Here is a 14,716-nt window from a genome sequence, read left to right as displayed (position 1 = left end):
GAAACCCGATGGACATCAAGCACGCAACGATCAAGCCCCTGCTGTTCGCCCTGGCGCTGCTGCCGGGCCTGGCCCTGGCCGACGAGCACTGCAAGTTCAGCCAGCCCAAGGCGCTGGAACTGGAACTGGCCGGCGTCAAGGCCGTGGTGTTCGAGGTCAACAGCCACGACCTGAAGCTGCAGGCATCGCCCGGCGCCCGCGCCGCGCTGTCCGGCCGCGCCTGCGCCTCCAGCCAGGACCTGCTCGGCCAGCTGTCGCTCACCCAGGAAAAGGCCGGCGACAAGCTCGTCGTCCGCCTGCAGCGCGAGAACCGCGGCATCAACTTCGGCTTCGGCTCGAACTACGCGTGGCTGGACATCGGCGGCACGCTGCCGGACGACATCCTGGTCCAGCTCAAGGTCGGTTCCGGCGACGCCACGCTCAGCGGCGCGCAGGCGATGAGCGCCGACGTCGGCTCCGGCGACGTGAAGGCGCGCGACATCAAGGGACTGGCCACCGCCGCGGTCGGCTCCGGCGACATCGAACTGGACAACGTGGGCGCCCTGCACGTGGTCTCGATCGGCTCGGGCGATGTCCGCGTCGACGGCGTGCGTGGCGATGCCAGGGTCGGCAGCATCGGCTCGGGCGACCTGGAACTGCACGAAGTGCAGGGCAACGTGGACATCGCCAGCATCGGCTCGGGCGACGTCGACGTCGGTGCCGTCCGCGGCGCGGTGAGCCTGGGCACGCTGGGCTCGGGCGATCTGCGCGTGCGCGCTGCCGGCAGCCTGCGGGTGCAGCGCACCGGCAGCGGTTCGGTCGACCATTCGGGCATCCGCGGCGCGGTCGAACTGCCCCGCAAGCACTGATTCCTCCCTCCTTGCCAGCAACGGAAGCACTCACATGAAAACGCTCAAAGCCCCCCTGTTCGCGCTGATGCTGTGCCTGCCGCTGCTTGCCTGCGGCAACCGTCCGCAGGCAAGTAACGATGCCGGCGGCGACACCAGCCTCGGCCAGAAGGTCCGCGAAGCCACCGACAAGGCGCGCAAGGAAATGGCCGTGAAGAACATTAGCGTTTCCAGCGACAACGGCGTCAAGGTCGAGATCTCGCCCGCCGGCGACCTGCTGATCGATGGCAAGGCGGTCGCCGTCGACGATGCCCAGCGCAAGCTGCTGCTGCAGTACCGCGGGCAGGTGATGCAGGTGGCCGAGGCCGGCATCGAGATCGGCGTACAGGGCGCCAACCTCGGCGTCCGTGCCGCCGGCGAAGCGCTCAAGGGCATCCTGTCCGGCGACACCGACCAGATCGAGAAGCGGATCGACGCCGAGGCGAAGAAGCTGGAGGAAAGCGCCACGAAGATCTGCGACCGCCTGCCGGCGATGCTTGCCACCCAGCAGCAGCTGGCCGCCGCCATCCCCGAATTCAAGCCTTACGCGAAGATGGACCAGAGCGACATCGATGAATGCCGCAAGGGCCACGTGACGATGCGCTGACCGTCACTGGCGGCGGGGGCGGTAGAATCGCCGCTCCCCCGCCGTACCGTTCCGCCACGCCATGAAGAAACTGCTGCTGCCCCTCCTGCTGGCCTGCATCGCCGCCGTCGCCGGTTGCGGCGACCGTGAGCAGTACGCCGCCCACCGCGCCGAGCGCAGCAAGCCGAAGATGGAAGTGGGGGCCACCATGGTGTCGGTGCGGCGCGCGCCCTACCCGAACCTGGACATCCTGCCCGACGGCAGGCTGCGCGTGGACGACATCGAGATTCCGCTCGACGAGGGCCAGCGCGAACTGCTGCAGACCAGCTTCGTCAAGCTGCAGATCCTGCGCCAGAACACGCTGACCGAGGCGACCGCACCGGCCGATGCCAGCGGCCGCACCGTACCGCTGGAAGTACCGGCGGGCGAAACGCCGTTCCCGCCGGACCTGGCCCAGCGCATTCCCGAATTCAAGGAATACGCCGAAGCGCTGGCCAACCCGCGCGCACTGCGCTGATTCCGCGCCCCAGGCGCGCGGCGCTGACCGTCAGGGTACGCGCCGCGTCCGGCCGGCTCCGCTAGGCGCCCCCCAGGGTGGCGAACAGCAGGGCCGCGAGCGACGCCAACCAGGAAATGCCTACGTAGAACCGTAGTTCCTGGGCACTCAGGGACGCAGCAAACCAATCGAACAGGAAGAAGGATTTCCATCCTTCCAGGGTGTCGGCACCGTCCGTGAAGACCACCCAGAAGCAGAACGCCGTATAGAGCCCGAAAACCAGAAACGCCATGAATCCCCCTGTCTTCCGTGGCGGTTGAACTCCCGTTTACCACACCGCGTCCCCACGATGGCGCCCGGCGCGATCCCACGCGCTGCCGGGCGATGGATCCGGGATGGGAAATCAATGGTCGTGGATGCCGCCCCGCGTCAATGCGGCCGGGTCCAGCAGGCGTTTCAGTTCCGCTTCCGGCAGGCCGCTGTCCTCGCAGGCCACCTCCAGCACCGGGCGCTGTTCCTTGTAGGCGCGCTTGGCGATGGCCGCGGCCTTCTCGTAGCCGATGATCGGATTGAGCGCGGTCACCAGGATCGGATTGCGCGCCAGCGCCTCGCGCACCCGCTCCTGCCTGACCACCAGGCCGGCGAACACCTTGTCGGCCAGCAGGTTCATCACGCTGGACAGCAGCTGGATCGAATCGAGCAGGTTGGCCGCGATCAGCGGCAGCGCCACGTTCAGCTGGAAATTGCCGGTCTGCCCGGCCACCGTGATCGCAGTGTGGTGGCCGATCACCTGCGCCGCCGCCATCACCGTCGCTTCCGGGATCACCGGGTTGACCTTGCCCGGCATGATCGAGCTGCCCGGCTGCAGCGCCGGCAGCTCGACCTCGCCCAAGCCCGCCAACGGCCCGGAATTCATCCAGCGCAGGTCGTTGGCGATCTTGATCAGCGCCACCGCCAGCGCGTTGAGCTGGCCGGACAGTTCCACCGCATCGTCCTGCGCGGCCAGTCCCTCGAACTTGTTCTGGGCGCTTTCGAACTTGGTTCCCGTCGCAGCCGAGAGCGCACGCGCCACCTTGCCGCCGAAGCGCGGATCGGCGTTGATGCCGGTGCCGATCGCGGTGCCGCCCAGCGGCAACCGGCGCAGCCGCTTCAACGCGTCCTCGATGCGGCCCTGCGCCGATTCCAGCTGCGCCGACCAGGCGCCGAACTCCTGGGCGAAGGTCAGCGGCATCGCATCCATCAGGTGGGTGCGACCGGTCTTGACCACCTTGCCCAGGCCGCGCCCGCGCTTGTCGATGGTCCGGCGCAGGTGCCTGAGCGCAGGCAGCAGCTTTTCCACCGTTTCCAGCTGCGCCGAGACGCGGATGGCGGTGGGGATCACATCGTTGGAACTCTGCCCGAGATTGACGTGGTCATTGGGATGCACCGGGGTCTTGCCCGCCTTGCCGGCGCCCGCTTTCATCCGCCGCGACGCGAGCGTGGCGATGACCTCGTTGGCGTTCATGTTCGACGAGGTGCCCGAGCCGGTCTGGTAGACGTCGATGGGGAAATGCGCATCGTGCCCGCCATCGGCCACCTCCAGCGCCGCCGCGCGGATCGCCCGGCCCACGCCCTTGGGCAACAGCCCCAGCCCGACATTGACCTCGGCGGCGCTGGCCTTGATCAGCCCCAGCGCGCGGATGAAGGCCCGCGGCATGCGCTGCCCGGACACCGGGAAATTCTGCACCGCGCGCTGGGTCTGCGCGCCCCACAGCGCCTCGGCCGGCACCTGCAGTTCGCCCATGCTGTCGTGTTCGATCCTGAAGCTCTTGCTCATCGTTCAACTCCACATTGTGTTTCGTACAGGGAAGTCGCAGCTGGCGGCGGCTGGCGATGCCGCACCACCATACCGCCGATGGCACCCTGCCGCGCACGCGGCCGTCATCGGCTAGACTCGGGCATCCGCATTTCCCTGCCTTCCCGCACACATGGGCGACGACCCCGACGGCTGTTGCGGCCGGACATTTCCCGGCCCCCGCTGCACCCTCCCTTCCACGATCCGCCATGACGGAGGGGAACCGTGATCGGCAACCTTGCCCTGCTGGCCGTGGCCCTGCTGCTGGTCCTGCTCAACGGCTTCTTCGTCGCCGCCGAGTTCGCCCTGGTCAAGCTGCGCCACACCCAGGCGCAGGGGCTGGCCGAGCACCATGGCTGGCGCGGCCGCCTGCTGCTGAACGTGCACGGCCACCTCGACGCCTACCTGTCGGCCTGCCAGCTCGGCATCACCCTGGCGTCGCTGGGGCTGGGCTGGGTCGGCGAACCGGCGTTCGCGCACCTGCTGCAGCCGCTGTTCGACCTGCTCGGCCTGGCGCCGGAAGCCGCGCGCCTGACCAGCTTCGTCATCGCCTTCAGCGTGATCTCGTTCCTGCACATCGTGCTCGGCGAACTGGCGCCCAAGTCGATGGCGATCCGCCGCCCGGAGCGGATGTCGCTGTGGACCGCGGCGCCGCTGTACCTGTTCTACTGGGCGATGTACCCGGCGATCTGGCTGCTCAACAACAGCGCCAACCTGCTGCTGCGGGCGCTGGGCTGGGGCGACGTCGAGCATGCCTCGCACCGCTATTCGCGCGAGGAGCTGAAGCTGATCCTCGGCGGCCAGCAGCGCAGCGGCGGCGACCACGAACTGGCGCTGATGAGCCATGCGCTGGAGCTGCCCGAACTGGTCGCCGGCGACCTGATGCGCTCGGCCGACCACCTGCACAGCTTCCGCGACGGCATGGACCTGCAGGCGGTGCTGGCCGGGTTCGCCGCCAGCCGCTACAGCCGTTACCCCTGGTTCGCCGCCGACGGCGAGCAGGTGCGCGGCATCCTGCACATGAAGGACCTGCTGGTGGAACTGGCGCGCGGCAATCCACGCCCGGACCCGCTCCCGCTGCTGCGCCCGGCCAACCTGATCGCGCTGGAAACCCCGGTGCCGCAGGTGCTGGAACGCTTCCGCACCGGCACCACCCACCTGGCCCTGTGCGTGGACGAGCACGGCCGCATCCTCGGCTACTTCACCCTGGAAGACCTGCTGGAAGTGGTGGTGGGCGATATCGAGGACGAGCATCCCCATGCCGTCGGGGACGCCCCGACCCGGGGCGCCGACGGCAGCGTGCTGGTCGCCGGTTCGACCTCGATCTTCCGGCTGGAACGCCTGCTCGGCCGCGACCTGGCCGCGCCCGCGCACGTCAACTCGGTCGGCGGGCTGATCCTGCACCAGCTGCAGCGCCTGCCCGAGGAAGGCGAGGCGCAGGACATCGACGGCTACCGTTTCACGGTGCGCCGCATGGCCGGGCACCGCATCCAGGCGGTCACGGTGGAACGGCTCCCGGCCCCGGACGGCGCGGCGGCGTAGAATACGCGCCCCTGCCCCTGCGCCAGCCTGCCCCTCATGACCGATCCGTCCCGTCCAGAAGCCGCCCTGCTCGCCCTGTCCCCGCTCGATGGCCGCTATGCCGGCAAGGTCGACGGGCTGCGCCCGATCTTCTCCGAGTACGGCCTGATCAAGGCACGGGTGAAGGTCGAGATCGAATGGCTGCTGGCGCTGGCCGCCGAGCCGGGCATCGGCGAACTGGCCGACTTCTCCGCCGCCGGCAAGGCCCGGCTGCGCGCCCTGGCCGACGGTTTCTCGGTGGCCGACGCCGCCCGCGTCAAGGACATCGAGCGCACCACCAACCATGACGTCAAGGCGGTGGAATACTTCATCAAGGAACGGCTCAAGGACGACGCCGAGCTCGCGCCGGCGCTGGAATTCGTGCACTTCGCCTGCACCAGCGAGGACATCAACAACCTGTCCTACGGCCTGATGCTGGCGCAGGCACGCAGCCAGGTGCTGCTGCCGACGCTGGAAGGCATCGCCGCCTCGCTGCGCCGGCTGGCGCATGAGCAGGCCGCGCAGCCGATGCTCTCGCGCACCCACGGCCAGACCGCCTCGCCGACCACGCTGGGCAAGGAGGTCGCCAACGTCGTCGCCCGCCTGGAGCGGCAGATCCGCCAGATCGGCGCGGTCGAGCTGACCGGCAAGATCAATGGCGCGGTGGGCAACTACAACGCGCACGTGGTGTCCTATCCGGACATCGACTGGCCGGCCTTCGCCGAAACCTTCGTCACCTCGCTGGGGCTGGTGTTCAACCCCTACACCACCCAGATCGAGCCGCACGACAACGTCGCCGAGATCGGAGATGCGACGCGCCGCGCCAACACCATCCTGATCGACCTGGCCCGCGACATCTGGGGCTATGTCTCGCTGGGCTACTTCAAGCAGAAGCTCAAGGAAGGCGAAGTCGGTTCCTCGACCATGCCGCACAAGGTCAACCCGATCGACTTCGAGAACGCCGAGGGCAACTTCGGCATCGCCAACGCGCTGTTCGAGCACTTCAGCGCCAAGCTGCCGATCAGCCGCTGGCAGCGCGACCTGACCGACTCCACCGTGCTGCGCGCGCTGGGCACCGCCTTCGGCCATACCCAGGTGGCGCTGGAGTCGCTGGCCAAGGGCCTGGGCAAGCTGGAAGTGAACCCGCAGCGCCTGGACGCCGACCTCGACGCGGCCTGGGAAGTGCTGGCCGAAGCCGTGCAGACGGTGATGCGCCGCCATGGCCTGCCCAACCCGTACGAACAGCTCAAGGCCCTGACCCGCGGGCAGGGCATCACCGCCGATTCGATGCGCGGGTTCATCGAATCGCTGGACCTGCCCGCCGACGCCAAGCAGCGCCTGCGCGAGCTCACCCCGGGCGGCTACGCCGGCCTGGCCGCCGGGCTGGCCAAGGCGATCTGACGCCGGAGCACGCAATCGCAGGATGCGCACCGGTAGTGGGCGGCCCTGGCCTGCAGGCACTGCCGGCCTTCCATCCGGCCCCTGGATTCACCCGGCAACGGCAGGCGCAGGCTTCGCCGTTGCCGCATCAAGCGATGGCATCGCGCCGGTCCGCCGCCGGCGGCGCGGGACCGGCCCGTGCATCGCCGTCGGTGACACCCGGATGCTCCGTGGCCGGCGTGACACAAGCCCCCGTATATCCCGGCCCCTGCGATCGCCCGTGGCCGCGGCCAGCGCGATTTCGCCCTGTCCGACCGTCCGGCGCCCTCGCGCGCTTCGCGCGACCGCAGCCCGGCCGGGCGCGTCCATCCACGCGAACAAGCGACGCCGCCGCCGTCTGCGCCGCTGCCCCGACGGGCCGCAACTGGAACAATCGCCGCCAATCGTGTAGAAAAGCCCGGTTGCGGTACCGCCACCGGCGGTAACCAGCTTTGCCGGGCAGGACGCAAGGGCCTGCAAGACGAAGCGCCAAGACAGCCACTCCCGGCGGGGTGGCTGTCTTGGCGCTTTTTTCATGCCCAGGTTTTCAACAGGGGGATTCATGGGTGCTGTCGAAACATCGCGGATGCTGCATCGGCGGGAACCGGCCATCGAGGCGGACCGGCTGTTCCTGTTGATGCTGGCGCTCCTGGGCTCGGCGGCACTGGCCCAGGCACTGCATTCGGGCAGGTGGGCCATGTTCCTGGCGCTCTGCCTTCCGGCGGCCGGATTGGCCGCGCTCCAGGCATGGCATGCACCGGGAACCCGGCGCGTGCGCGCCGCGATCGCCACGGCGCTGATACTGGCGCTGGCAACGCTGGCCGCCGACCACCCCGCCCTGGCGTATTCCGGCGAGCTGGCCGTCATCGCCCTGCTGCTGTCCTACCGCGACTGGTTGCCGGTGGCGCTGGCGGCGGCCGTCGCCCTCCTCTTCCAGCTGCCGATCCTCCGGGCGGAGGCGCATGGCGCGGCCATCGCCGCGCTCCCGCACATGGCATCGACCGCGGTGCTGGCCGCATTCGCCTGCGTGATCGCCATGCGGCTGCGCAGGCTCGATCCATGGACGCCCCCGTCCTCAAGCCAGACGCCCGCCACGCCTCCCGCGACCGATGACGCCGCCGCCAGCGGCTTCCATGTGGAGACCGCGCTGTGCGCCCTGCGCACCGGCATGATGATCGCCGACCCGGACCACCTCATCGTCTACGCCAACCAGGCCGTCATCGCGATCCTGCGCAACCAGCGGCAGGAACTGCTCAAGGCCTTTCCCGGCTTCGACCCCGATCGGCTGATCGGCGCCAGCATCCACTGCTTCCATCGCGATCCGGCGCGCATCCGCGCCCTGCTGGACACGCTCGACGGCACCCATTCCGGGCGCATCCATATCGGCGAGGCGCACTTCAGCCTGAACGTCACGCCGATGATCGACGCCGGCGGCCAGCGCCGCGGCTTCGTGGTCGAATGGCACGACCGCACCGCCGAGACCCGGATGGAGCACGACATCGCCGCCATCATCGATGCCGCCGCGCACGGCCGGCTGGACCAGCGCCTGCACGCGACCGGCGGCTCCGGCCTGATGGCCCGCCTGGCCGAGGGCGTCAACCGCCTGCTCGACGCCACGTCGGAGAGCGCCGATGAAATGCGCCGGCTGCTGTCCGCGCTGTCGCGCGGCGACCTCGGCCGGCGCATCACCCGCGACTTCGAGGGCGTGTTCGGGCAGATGAAGACCGATGCCAACGCCACCGCCGAACAACTGGCCGGCATCGTCGCCGGCATCCAGCAGTCGGCGGACAGCATCTCGGCCGCGGCGACGGGCATCGCCAGCGGCAACGACGAACTGTCCGCGCGTACCGAGCGGCAGGCGGCGACGCTGCGCGAGGCCGCCGCGTCGATGGAGCTGCTCACCGCCACCATCCGCGACAACGCCGAGTCCGCCCATCACGCCAGCCAACTGGCCGAAGGCGCCGCGGCGGTCGCCCGCCAGGGAGGCCGGGTGGTGGACGACGTCGTGCTCACCATGCAGGCCATCGAAAGCGCGTCGAGGAAGATCGGCGAGATCATCGGCGTGATCGACGGCATCGCCTTCCAGACCAACATCCTGGCGCTCAACGCCGCGGTGGAGGCCGCCCGCGCCGGCGACAGCGGCCGCGGCTTCGCCGTGGTCGCCGCCGAGGTGCGGACGTTGGCGCAGCGCTCGGCCACCGCCGCGAAGGAGATAAAAGGCCTGATCGGCGATTCGGTCGACAAGGTCGCCGACGGCTCGGCCCTGGTCGGCAAGGCGCGCGGCACGATGACCGAGATCGTGTCTTCGGTGCAGCGGGTCACCGCCCTCACCGCCGAGATCTCCGCCGCTTCGCGCGAACAGAGCGCCGGTATCGGGCAGGTCAACCAGACCATCGCGCAGATGGACCGGAGCACACGGCAGAATGCGCAGCTGGTGCAGGAGACCAGCCAGGCCACCCACGACATGGAACACCAGGCCGGCATGCTGGCCCGCGCGGCGGCGAGATTCCAGCTGGCCGGCCCGGCGGACGCTCCGCGCACGGCAGGCGACGCGCGGGCCACGGCATGACGAACCTGGCATCCGCACGGCGGCACGCGATGGCCAGGCCATTCACCAGAACATGGAACAGGAAGGGATGTTGAACATGCTCCACACCACAGCGGGCGATCCGGCGAACCCGGGACCGGACGCCACGCGCGCGGCGCTCCCGGCGGCACCAATGACAGGAATGCGGCATGGCCCGGATCATCTGCACTGACCCCGGCCTGGCCACGCGGCTGCGGCTGCTCCTCGCCGATGCGGACGAGGCGGAGGTCATCAACCAGAGCTGCGACTGCGAGCAGGCGCCGCTGTGCCGCTGGCTCGATCCCGACCCGCTGGGCCCCAGCGGACAGGTGCAGGCCGCGCTGTACGAGGCGATCGAAACGCTGGAACGCAGCAGGCATGCCTTCCGTTCCCGCGAAATGGGGCAACTGCGGCAACGCCTGACCCGCCTGCTGGAGGACCTGGCAGGAGCTGCATGACCCGCCCGGGTGCCGCGCATGGCGCGGACCCGCTTTGCCGGGCAGGACGCACGGGCCTGCAAGACGAAGCGCTACGGCAGCCGTTCCGGACGGAGCGGCCGCCGTGGCGCTTTTTCCATGCCCGTCTTCAACGCAAGAGGAAACCATGGGTGCCGTCGAAACACTGCAGGAACTGATGCGGCGCATCGGCCTGGAACAGGCTGAAATAGCCGAGCGCTACCGCCTGCTGGAATGGCGGGACGAGGATGCGCGGCGCCTCAACCAGGCCGCCGGACGCATGTCCGCCGCGCAGGCCGGATTCATCGAGAAGCTCTACCGCCACCTCGACGATTTCCCCGCGCCCGCCGCGCTGCTGGGCGACCAGACCACCGTGCACCGGTTGAAACAGCGGCAGCTGGAGTACTACCAGCGCCTCTGGCAGGGGCCGTACGACCACGACTATGTCGACAACCGCCTGCGCATCGGCCTGATCCACCATATCAACGGCGTCGAGCTGAAGTGGTACCTGGGCGCGTACCGTTTGTACCTGGAACAGATGCTGGTGCCGCTGTGCGGCGAGGGCGACGACGCGCGGCTGTTCTCCAGCCTGCTCAAGGCCGTGTTCTTCGACATGACCCTGGCCATCGACACCTACAGCGCCGCCCAGCGCAAGGCGCTGGAAGACAGCGAGGCGCGCTTCGCGCGCGCCCTGCGCGGCGCCCATGACGGCATCTGGGACTGGCATCCCGGTCCGGACACGCTGTACGTGTCCGAGCGCTGGGCCGAGATGATCGGGCTGGACCGCGCAAGCCTGGGCCAGACCAGCGACGCCTGGTTTTCGCGCGTCCATCCCGACGACCTGCCCGGCCTGCACCGCGCCATCAATGCGCACCTGCATGCCGAGTCGGACTCGATCCACCACGAATACCGCATCCGCTGCCGCAACGGCGAATGGCGATGGGTACTGAGCCGCGGCGTGGCCGAGGCCGACCGCGACGGCCAGCTGCGCATCACCGGCTCGCAGAGCGACATCGGCCGGCGCAAGGCCATCGAGCAGCAGCTGTACCACGCCGCCCGCCACGATCCGCTGACCGGGCTGGCCAACCGCCTGCGCCTGGACGAACTGCTCCTGCACACCCAGCGCCAATTGCACGAAACCGGCAGCGGCCAGGCCGCCGTGCTGTTCATCGACCTGGATCGCTTCAAACTGATCAACGACAGTTTCGGCCACCTGTTCGGCGATGACGTGCTGGTCGAAGTCGGCCGCAGGCTCGCGCAATGCCTGCGCGCGGACGACCACCTGTTCCGGTTCGGCGGCGACGAGTTCGTGGTGCTGCTCACCGACCTCGGCCCCGGCACGCAGGCCGAACACGTCGCCCAGCGCATCCTCGAACGGCTGCACCAGCCGATGCGCCTGGACGAACGCACCCTGGTGGTCAACGCCAGCATCGGCATCGCCAGCCTGCAGGCCAGCATCGACCTGCACGACGCGCTGCAGGCCGCCGATCTCGCCCTGCACCTGGCCAAACAGGCCGGCAAGGCCCAGTTCGCCCATTACAGCGCGGGGCTGCAGGCCAGCGCGCAGCGCCAGCTGGAACTGGAAAGCGCGCTGGGCCAGGCGCTGGGACGCGACGAATTCGTGCTGCATTACCAGCCGATCCACAGCCTCGACCCGGAAGACCCGCGGATGGTCGGGGTCGAGGCGCTGCTGCGCTGGCGCCACGACGGCCGGCTGGTGCCGCCGCTGGAGTTCATCCCCTCGCTGGAGGAATCGGGCGAAATCGTCCAGGTCGGCGACTGGGTGCTGCGCGAGGCCTGCCGGCAGACCCGCGCGTGGCAGCAGGCCGGGCATCGCCACCTCTACTGCTCGGTCAACCTGTCCCGGCGCCAGCTGCAGCAGGACGATTTCGTCGACCGGCTGGTCTGCATCCTGGATGCCACCGGCCTGCCGCCCGCCAGCCTGGTACTGGAGATCACCGAGACCCACCTGATGCAGGACAGCAACGCGACCCTGGGCGCGCTGCGCCAGCTGGCCGCGCTGGGCGTGCGCCTGGCGCTGGACGACTTCGGCACCGGTTATTCGTCGCTTGGCTACCTGAAACGGTTCCCGCTGCACATGCTGAAGATCGACAAGAGTTTCATCGGCGGGCTGCCCGGGGACGCCGAACTGGCCGTGATCAGCCGCGCCATCATCGGCCTGGGCCACAGCCTGGGGCTGGCGGTGGTCGCCGAAGGCGTCGAGCATGCGCAGCACCTGGAGTTCCTGCGCAGCGAAGGCTGCCTGCTGGCGCAGGGCTTCGGCTTCAGCCCGCCCTGCCCGGCCGCGGTGCTGGAACGCCTGCTCGATGGCGCGCCCGTGCCGGTGCCGCCGCCCGGCGGCCCCGCGGCGGCGCTAGGCGCTTCACCGGCGGCTGGGCGACAATGACGCTTCCGTCGGCTACCCACGCCGCCCCCGTTTTCCAATGGTATTGCGCGCGATGAAAAAGACCTCTTCCTCCCTGCCCATCGAGACCAGGACCAGCGCCCGCCATCCGCTCGGCATGCCCGCCGAGCGTTTCCTGCGCGACTACTGGCAGAAGCGCCCGCTGCTGATCCGCGGCGCTTTCCCGGATTTCCAGACCCCGGTGATGCCCGAAGACCTGGCCGGGCTGGCCTGCGAGGAAGGCGCGCTGGCGCGCCTGGTCACCCATGACCGCGCCACCGACGGCTGGAGCCTGCGCACCGGCCCGTTCCAGGAAGAGGACTTCCCGGGCATGCCCGACCACGACTGGACCCTGCTGGTGCAGGACGTGGACAAGTGGGACCCGGACGTGCGCGCCCTGATCGAGCACTTCAGCTTCCTGCCGCGCTGGCGCATGGACGATGTGATGATCAGCTTCGCCGCCACCGGCGGCTCGGTCGGCGCCCACGTCGACCAGTACGACGTGTTCCTGCTGCAGGCCCACGGCCACCGCCGCTGGCAGATCGACGCCAGCGAGTCGACCAAGGGCAAGCGCCCGCCGCTGGATTTCCGCCCCGACGTCGAACTGAAACTGCTGCGGAAGTTCAAGCCGACCCACGACTGGGTGCTGGAACCGGGCGACATGCTGTACCTGCCGCCGAACGTGCCGCACCACGGCGTGGCCGAAGACCCGTGCCTGACCTTCTCCTTCGGCATGCGCGCGCCGTCCTCGGCCGAGCTGATCAGCGACTGGCTGGACGACCTGGTAGCCGACGCCGACGAGGCCATCCGCTACCAGGACCCGGACCTGAAGCTGCCGGAAGACCCCAACGAGATCGATGCGGCGGCGATGAAGCGGGTGGTCGCCGCGCTCAACGCGCTGCGCATGAACGACCCGGACCGCCTCGGCGACTGGTTCGGCCGCTTCATCACCACCTACCGCGCCGCCGGCGACATCCTGCCCTCGCAGGCGCCGCCCGCCCCCGCCGAGGTCGAGACCGTGCTGGAGGAAGGCGGCCTGCTCGAGCGCCACCCGTGGGCGCGGCTGGCCTGGCGCCGCGCCACCCGCGGCGCCGCGCTGTACAGCAGCGGCCATGCCTTCCAGCTGCCGGTCAAGGACGCGCAGGGCCTGGCCGCCGCCGAGCGGATCGACGCGGTCATGTTCCGCAGACTGTCGGCCAAGGGCCGCAGCGCCGTGCTGGAACTGCTGGCCGGCGGCCATTACCAGCTGCTCGATGCCGAGACCCTGGCGGCGATGCAGGCCGAGCAGGACGCGCTCGAGGTCATGGAGGAAGAGTTCGACGCCGGTTTCGACGACGAAGCCGACGCCCCGGAACTCGAAATCGAGGTGTTCGAATACGCCCAGGCCGGCGAAGGCGAGCCGGCCAGCGGCGCCATCGACACCGTGCAGGTGAACGAGGAAGGCGTCGAGGTCGTGGTGATCTGCGACGACGGCGACGACGAGGACAGCCCCTCGGCATGACGTCCGCGGCGTTCCACGTCGAGGCGGCCGACTATGCCGTGCAGCACGCGCTGCTGCACGGCGTGCGCCATGCCGTGTTCGTCGGCGAACAGCAGGTGCCGCCCGAACTGGAGACCGACGAGCTGGACCCGCTCAGCCACCACGTCGTGGCGCTGGATGCCGATGGCCACGCCATCGGCACCGGCCGGCTGACGCCGCAGCGGCGCATCGGCCGCATGGCGGTCCTGTCCGGCTGGCGTGGCCAGGGCGTGGGCGAGGCGCTGTTGCAGGCGCTGGTGGCCGAGGCCGCCAGCCGCGGCTGGGGCGAGGTCTCCCTGCATGCCCAGGTCCATGCCCGCGATTTCTATGCACGCAACGGGTTCCTGCCGGAGGGCGCGGAGTTCGAGGAAGCCGGGATCGCCCACCAGACCATGCGCCGCCGCATGGACGGTGCCATGCGCGTGCAGGCGGCGGACCAGGTCGAGGCGGCGCTGTCGGCCGTGATCCACCGCGCCCGGCGCCGGCTGCTGCTGGGCTGCCGCGGCGGCGATGCCGCGCTGCTCGGCCAACCGGCCGTGCTGCAGGCGCTGCGCCGCTTCGCTACCGCACGCCACGACAAGCAGGCGCTGGTGCTGCTGCATGACGGCGACCCCACGACCCTGCCCCCGGCCCTGCTCGCGCTCGTCCAGCGCCTGCCCAGCGTGTTCCAGCTGCGCCAGCCGGCGGACCCGGCCGGACAGGCGCCGGCACCCGCCTGCGCGGTCAACGACAACGACGACTGCTACTTTCGTCCAATGGGCGAACGCGTCGAAGGCGAGCTGTCGCTGGACATGCCGGCCCGCGCCCGCCAGCAGGACGCGCTGTTCCAGCGCGCCTGGGACGATGCACGCGACTGCGAAGCGCTCAGGACACTCGGCATCTGAGCGCTGTCGGGCCGGGACAAGGCATGGCCCGACGTTAACCCAGTGGACAGAGTGTGTGCCCCTTCCTGTCCCCGCGAGGGTATAATTCAGGGGTTTCATCACGCCCGCGCGGCGTCCTGCTGCAAGG

Annotated in this window: 12 protein-coding genes; 10 read left to right on the top strand and 2 right to left on the bottom strand. The window is 69.8% G+C overall.

The genetic code is table 11. The features are described from left to right. The first annotated feature begins 8 nt into the window (after positions 1 to 8). The 3 genes from ABB22_RS08255 (at position 9) to ABB22_RS08245 (ending at position 1,969) form a co-directional block, all read left to right on the top strand. Complete coding sequence (locus ABB22_RS08255; protein ID WP_055764802.1) at positions 9 to 848, top strand: DUF4097 family beta strand repeat-containing protein; 840 nt, start codon at positions 9 to 11, stop codon at positions 846 to 848. A gap of 34 nt (positions 849 to 882) precedes the next feature. Next, positions 883 to 1,473, top strand: coding sequence for a DUF2884 family protein (locus tag ABB22_RS08250; RefSeq protein ID WP_055764800.1), 591 nt, complete (start codon positions 883 to 885; stop codon positions 1,471 to 1,473). Positions 1,474 to 1,534: 61 nt separating this feature from the next. Beyond that, positions 1,535 to 1,969, top strand: coding sequence for a hypothetical protein (locus ABB22_RS08245; protein ID WP_055764797.1), 435 nt, complete (start codon positions 1,535 to 1,537; stop codon positions 1,967 to 1,969). A 61-nt stretch (positions 1,970 to 2,030) separates the two neighbouring features. Here the strand turns inward: ABB22_RS08245 and ABB22_RS08240 are convergent, their stop codons facing one another. Continuing rightward, entirely contained in the window at positions 2,031 to 2,240 is a 210-nt protein-coding gene (locus tag ABB22_RS08240) for a hypothetical protein (protein ID WP_055764795.1), read from the bottom strand. Positions 2,241 to 2,351: 111 nt separating this feature from the next. After that, positions 2,352 to 3,764: a class II fumarate hydratase gene (locus tag ABB22_RS08235; protein ID WP_055764794.1), complete on the bottom strand. Its 1,413-nt coding sequence runs from the start codon at positions 3,762 to 3,764 to the stop codon at positions 2,352 to 2,354. Between the two features lie 243 nt (positions 3,765 to 4,007). Here ABB22_RS08235 and ABB22_RS08230 point away from each other — a divergent pair, with 243 nt between their 5' ends. The 7 genes from ABB22_RS08230 (at position 4,008) to ABB22_RS08200 (ending at position 14,589) form a co-directional block, all read left to right on the top strand. Continuing rightward, complete coding sequence (locus ABB22_RS08230; RefSeq protein ID WP_055764792.1) at positions 4,008 to 5,324, top strand: hemolysin family protein; 1,317 nt, start codon at positions 4,008 to 4,010, stop codon at positions 5,322 to 5,324. A gap of 36 nt (positions 5,325 to 5,360) precedes the next feature. Further along, positions 5,361 to 6,743 carry an adenylosuccinate lyase gene (gene purB, locus ABB22_RS08225; protein WP_055764790.1) on the top strand — a complete coding sequence of 461 codons (1,383 nt, stop codon included), beginning with the start codon at positions 5,361 to 5,363 and terminating at the stop codon, positions 6,741 to 6,743. Between the two features lie 604 nt (positions 6,744 to 7,347). After that, positions 7,348 to 9,330 (top strand): methyl-accepting chemotaxis protein, encoded by a 1,983-nt coding sequence (locus ABB22_RS08220; protein WP_055764789.1) that lies wholly within the window; start codon positions 7,348 to 7,350, stop codon positions 9,328 to 9,330. A 167-nt stretch (positions 9,331 to 9,497) separates the two neighbouring features. Next, positions 9,498 to 9,785 carry a hypothetical protein gene (locus ABB22_RS08215; protein ID WP_055764787.1) on the top strand — a complete coding sequence of 96 codons (288 nt, stop codon included), beginning with the start codon at positions 9,498 to 9,500 and terminating at the stop codon, positions 9,783 to 9,785. A gap of 145 nt (positions 9,786 to 9,930) precedes the next feature. Continuing rightward, positions 9,931 to 12,189: a putative bifunctional diguanylate cyclase/phosphodiesterase gene (locus tag ABB22_RS08210; protein ID WP_082443465.1), complete on the top strand. Its 2,259-nt coding sequence runs from the start codon at positions 9,931 to 9,933 to the stop codon at positions 12,187 to 12,189. 52 nt (positions 12,190 to 12,241) lie between these two features. Beyond that, positions 12,242 to 13,687, top strand: coding sequence for a ribosomal protein uL16 3-hydroxylase (locus ABB22_RS08205; RefSeq protein WP_152984087.1), 1,446 nt, complete (start codon positions 12,242 to 12,244; stop codon positions 13,685 to 13,687). After that, entirely contained in the window at positions 13,684 to 14,589 is a 906-nt protein-coding gene (locus tag ABB22_RS08200) for a GNAT family N-acetyltransferase (protein ID WP_055764783.1), read from the top strand. The genes ABB22_RS08205 and ABB22_RS08200 overlap by 4 nt, the downstream gene beginning before the upstream one ends. Positions 14,590 to 14,716: the final 127 nt, after the last annotated feature.

Origin of the sequence: Stenotrophomonas nitritireducens, from assembly GCF_001431425.1 — a bacterium.
Taxonomy (GTDB): Bacteria; Pseudomonadota; Gammaproteobacteria; order Xanthomonadales; family Xanthomonadaceae; genus Stenotrophomonas; species Stenotrophomonas nitritireducens.
This window is presented reverse-complemented; position numbering and strand designations above follow the sequence as displayed.